Source organism: Thermodesulfovibrionia bacterium (assembly GCA_030646035.1).
GTDB lineage: Bacteria > Nitrospirota > Thermodesulfovibrionia > UBA6902 > UBA6902 > JACQZG01.
Window position 1 is genome coordinate 1 of sequence record JAUSMY010000031.1, and the last position, 4,497, is coordinate 4,497.

General features: G+C 43.5%; 5 protein-coding genes and 1 pseudogene. 5 read left to right on the forward strand and 1 reads right to left on the reverse strand.

The genetic code is table 11. The annotated features are described in order from the left end of the window. The first annotated feature begins 532 nt into the window (after positions 1-532). The 5 genes and pseudogenes from Q7U10_05135 (at position 533) to Q7U10_05155 (ending at position 3,299) form a co-directional block, all read left to right on the forward strand. Positions 533-778, forward strand: a complete 246-nt coding sequence (locus Q7U10_05135; protein MDO8281995.1) for a type II toxin-antitoxin system prevent-host-death family antitoxin — start codon at positions 533-535, stop codon at positions 776-778. Next, positions 775-1,161 (forward strand): type II toxin-antitoxin system VapC family toxin, encoded by a 387-nt coding sequence (locus Q7U10_05140; GenBank protein ID MDO8281996.1) that lies wholly within the window; start codon positions 775-777, stop codon positions 1,159-1,161. Before Q7U10_05135 ends, Q7U10_05140 begins: the two co-directional genes overlap by 4 nt. 70 nt (positions 1,162-1,231) lie before the next feature. Beyond that, positions 1,232-2,206 (forward strand): virulence protein RhuM/Fic/DOC family protein, encoded by a 975-nt coding sequence (locus Q7U10_05145; GenBank protein ID MDO8281997.1) that lies wholly within the window; start codon positions 1,232-1,234, stop codon positions 2,204-2,206. A gap of 8 nt (positions 2,207-2,214) precedes the next feature. Then, positions 2,215-2,334 (forward strand): annotated as a pseudogene (locus Q7U10_05150) (restriction endonuclease subunit S). A gap of 77 nt (positions 2,335-2,411) precedes the next feature. Further along, a complete protein-coding gene (locus tag Q7U10_05155; GenBank protein ID MDO8281998.1) occupies positions 2,412-3,299 on the forward strand; it encodes a Fic family protein in 888 nt (295 codons plus the stop codon). 103 nt (positions 3,300-3,402) lie between these two features. On the opposite strand, the gene Q7U10_05160 is transcribed toward Q7U10_05155, so the two are convergent. Then, positions 3,403-3,657 (reverse strand): hypothetical protein, encoded by a 255-nt coding sequence (locus tag Q7U10_05160; protein MDO8281999.1) that lies wholly within the window; start codon positions 3,655-3,657, stop codon positions 3,403-3,405. Between the last annotated feature and the right edge of the window lie 840 nt (positions 3,658-4,497).

A 4,497-nucleotide genomic window follows, 5' to 3' on the forward strand; every position in this document is an offset into this window, starting at 1 on the left:
TTTGATAGACCCTTTTTCACTGACCTGAATCTCCATTAACTATCCCCCTTAATTATTGAGATAGAGCGAGGTAGTAACGGCATCGTGGGTGTCTGTGTTGCTCCCTTCTCGCCTTCTATTTTCCCTCGCTCTATCATCTGATTATCCTTTAAATTCAATAGGTTATAGTTATATCCTACTTGATTACCTACCTAAGTCAACTAAAAAAGCTTTATTTTCTAATCACTTACGCTTATCGACAGTGGTCACGGAAATAAACATGCCAGTTGTAAGGCGGGCTTAAATGAAAGGGATTTTGAGAAGGAATCTATATATTTTATTAAGAGGTGTTTTTTTGATTGATTGATTAATCATTAATCTCTATAATTATCAAAGAGTAATGAAGTAATGCTAAAAATCAACAACATTAACTGTATAACAGGATATGTTCAATTATAAAAGAAACCTATTGAACCAAGCAGTTACGATAAGTTGCAATACCATTAATAATCTGCTAAACTAACTTTAGCTAAACTGTTTAAGGAGGTATATTATGCAATCTGTAAACATATTTGAAGCCAAGACAAATCTATCCAAACTGCTCGAATCCATTGAAAGCGGCCGCGAGAATGAGATTGTAATTGCCCGCAACGGAAAGCCTGTTGCCCGCCTTGTATCTTTAAGCCCACTTCCAGTAGATAAGCGGATAGGAGTTGCAAAGGGAAAATTTAATGTGCCGGAATCGATCGATGCTGATAACGATTCCATTCATAAACTCTTTACCGGGGTGCATGAATGAAGCTTCTGCTTGATACCCACGTAGCTCTCTGGGCAATAACTGATGATCCTAAACTGCCGCAATCAGCCCTCAGTCTGATTATGTCCGCTAATAATGAGATCATTGTGAGCGCAGCCTCGATCTGGGAGATATCAATTAAGCACAGCCTTGGCCGTGGGAATATGCCTATTTCCGGTGAGGATGCGCTTGGGTATTTCCAAGAGGCGGGATATCGTCTGCTTCCTGTCACTGCTGCACATGCTGCATATGTGGAAAAGCTTTTACCGATCCATGCAGACCCGTTTGACCGTATCCTGATCGCTCAGGCAAAGTGCGAGCCTATGATGTTTATCACTCATGATGCTTTGTTGTCCGGTTATGGTGAGTTGATTATGGTGATTTGATAATCACATGAATGAAGCCGCATAAGGCATTCAGTGATGAGCTGTAACCTTGTATAATAATGGCAACGATATGACTGACATTACGATATATCAAACTGAAAATGGTGAGGTGGAAGTCCGGCTGGACAACGACACGGTCTGGCTGCGGCAGGAGCAGATGAGCCAGCTTTTCGGGCGGGAGCGCTCGGTCATCACCAAGCACCTGCGCAATGTCTTTGCCGAGGGGGAACTTGAGGCTGGTTCAGTATGTGCAAAATTTGCACGTACTGCCGCAGACGGGAAAACCTATCAGGTCGAGCACTACAACCTCGACGTCATCATCTCGGTCGGCTACCGGGTGAAATCCCAGCAGGGCACCCGTTTCCGCCAGTGGGCCACCCGCCTCCTGCGCGAACATCTTACCAAGGGTTACACTCTAAACCGCCAACGCTTTGAAATAAACGCCCGCGAGCTGGAAGCTGCTATGCAATTAGTGAAGAAGGCTGCACAAAGCCCGGAATTGCAGGCAGATACCGGACGAGGGCTGGTCGATATTGTCACACGTTACGCGCAGACCTTCTTGCTGCTGCAACGCTATGACGAAGGTTTGCTAACCGAACCGCCTGCACAGGCTGGGGGGACACTGCTAACGCTGAACGAGGCACGCTTGGCTCTGTCGGGTCTGAAGGCCGACCTGATGGCAAGGGGCGATGCCTCTGATCTCTTCGCCAAAGAGCGGGAAGAGGCATTTGAGGCTCTGCTCGGTAATTTGGATCAGACCGTATTCGGCGAACCGGCGTATCCCGGCATCGAAACCAAAGCAGCGCATCTGCTCTATTTTGTCATTAAAAATCATCCCTTCATAGATGGCAACAAGCGCAGTGGAGCTTTTCTGTTTGTCGATTTTCTCAATCGCAATAACCGGCTGCTTGGCAACAACGGCGTGCCGGTCATTAACGATATGGGACTGGCAGCTCTGGCATTGCTGGTTGCAGAATCTGATCCCAAGCATAAGGATACAATGATCCGACTGGTGATGAATATGCTGGTTCCAGAGATCTCTTGATGAATGAAGCCGAGACCCAACGCCTCGAATCCATCTACCAGCAGAAGCTCGCCGCATTTGATGCGCTGAAAAAAACGCTGCTGTATCAGGCCTTCAGTGGTGAGCTAAAGGGCAATTACAGTTCATAACCGTGAAAAAGCTATAATAAACCGATATTTTTCACGGTTATGTTGACAAAAGAGTGAAAAAGAATATACTTTAGACTATGGCAAAAGTATTACATGTATTTAATACAATCAGCCGTCTCAGGGAGCGGTATTATGCTGCGTCTGCCGGGAAACAATCGCTTATAAAATTATTGAGCGAAGCAGAGGTCGCCGAGCAGGTGTATAACTCTAATGCCATCGAGAATAGCACTCTTACTCTTGAAGAAACAGAGAAGATCCTTTTACAAATAAACCTGGACAGATACATAACCGAGAGAGAGATCTTTGAAGCCAAAAATCTTGCGCGTGTAGTTTCATATATCGATACAAAAGCTAAAGAACAAGAGCTGACTCTTGAGATTATGCTGTCGCTTCACAAAATGCTTATAGCTAATATCCGGGATGATATCGCCGGAAGGTTTCGCAATGACGGCGAGTGGGTTCGGGTTGCCAGCCACATTGCGCCGGACCCAAAAGAAGTAGTAGAAAGACTGGAAAAAATGCTTGCGAGGTATAATGCTGACAGCCATGAAAATATTATAAAACGCATCGCGCTGCTGCATCTTACTTTTGAACACACACACCCGTTTGTTGATGGCAACGGTCGTATCGGAAGAGTGCTGAATAATTATCTGCTTATACGGGAAGGTTTTGTGCCGGTGAATATTAAGTTCATTGACAGGAAAATGTATTACGAGGCGTTTAAGGAATTTGACGATAAAGGCACGGCAAAGATCATGGAGGAAATAGTCGGCAAAGCGCTTACGAATAGTTATCACAAGAGGCTTGCGTATCTGGAAGGCGCGCGGATCATGACGCTTGTTGAATATGCAAAAAAGTATAAAGCATCACACTCTAATTTGATAAATAAGGCAAACCGCCAAACTATAGAAGCCTTTCTTGAAAAAGGCGTTTGGAAGATTGGTGTAAAGCATAAGCAAAAATAATCCATGAATGAAGCCGAGACAAGAGCCGAACATATTGGCCCCACGCTGAAGGCCGCAGGCTGAGGTGTTGTCGAGGGCAGCCGCATTCGGCGCGAATATCCGATCACTCTTGGCCTGTTTTATAATTCAGAAAACCATCACCCCTTTTATGAAGCTCGTATAGCCCTCTGTATTTCATACTGACCGACTGCTTTATGAAGGCTGTCGTTATGATCGTATCTACCCTGCGGATATACTTCTCCTGCAGGAGCTTCTGGACCTCATGGCATTTTGAGACCATTAATAGAAGCTTGCTGAGGAGTTTGTACTTGCTCAGGACAATAAAGTCTGAAAGCATGTAGATACTATTATCTTTCACACCTTTTGATTTGCTATATCCGCTGAATATTAAAAACCCGAAGAGCTGATTACCGGCAAAGACCAGAATTGACAGATCTCCGCCAGTCGGCTCATAATTCTTTATACCACATGAACTATCACAACTCGTAATCGGCCAAGGTTTGATAATATGTTTTTATATTCCATCACCCCCCCCCATGTGCCCCCCTTTTTAACAAAAGAAGCTTTTTTAAACAATAACAAGACAAAGGAAAACGACCTTGCAAAATGAGCCATTTTATAAAGAGTAATGGGGGAGCGACAACCGGTTCCACCAATAAAAAAAGAGGGGGGGGTAGTGACAGGAGATTTAATATCTGTTTATATTATTAATATTTTCAATAAGTTAACCTCTTATTGTGTACGTTATCTCCCTTAAACTGCGCACAATTCCGGACTTTTCGGACTTCGTTCCAATGGTTCAGAGTTTCAAACCAATACATACCATCAACAGATTCAATCCATTTCTCCTCTCATAACCATCATCTTTTTAAAAATATAACAAACTTATTAGAAGGTACTTTTAAACAACAATAAAAGATAAGATCTGGTTATTTACGGCATGGCCTGTAATTTAGACCAGCTTAAACATGCCTCCCCTGCTTCCCTACTTCCCCTAACTACTACAATTCCCTTTAAAAATAAGATGTTAGTTTTGGGGGAAGTTTAAGAGTCTGTTCTTATCCCTTCCCCCATAATTCCCCCATCTTCCCCCATAGTTCCCCCACAACTTCCCCCTATAAAACATATAAATTAATATTTAAAATTAATAAGTTATAGAATTAGGGGGAAGATGGGAAGTATTCTGATGAAAAAATCG

Excerpts from the sequence above, each read along its gene's own strand:
- Q7U10_05135 (MDO8281995.1), top strand. The coding sequence starts at position 533 with ATGCAATCTGTAAACATATTTGAAGCCAAGACAAATCTATCCAAACTG.
- Q7U10_05140 (MDO8281996.1), top strand. The coding sequence starts at position 775 with ATGAAGCTTCTGCTTGATACCCACGTAGCTCTCTGGGCAATAACTGAT.
- Q7U10_05145 (MDO8281997.1), top strand. The coding sequence starts at position 1,232 with ATGACTGACATTACGATATATCAAACTGAAAATGGTGAGGTGGAAGTC.
- Q7U10_05155 (MDO8281998.1), top strand. The coding sequence starts at position 2,412 with ATGGCAAAAGTATTACATGTATTTAATACAATCAGCCGTCTCAGGGAG.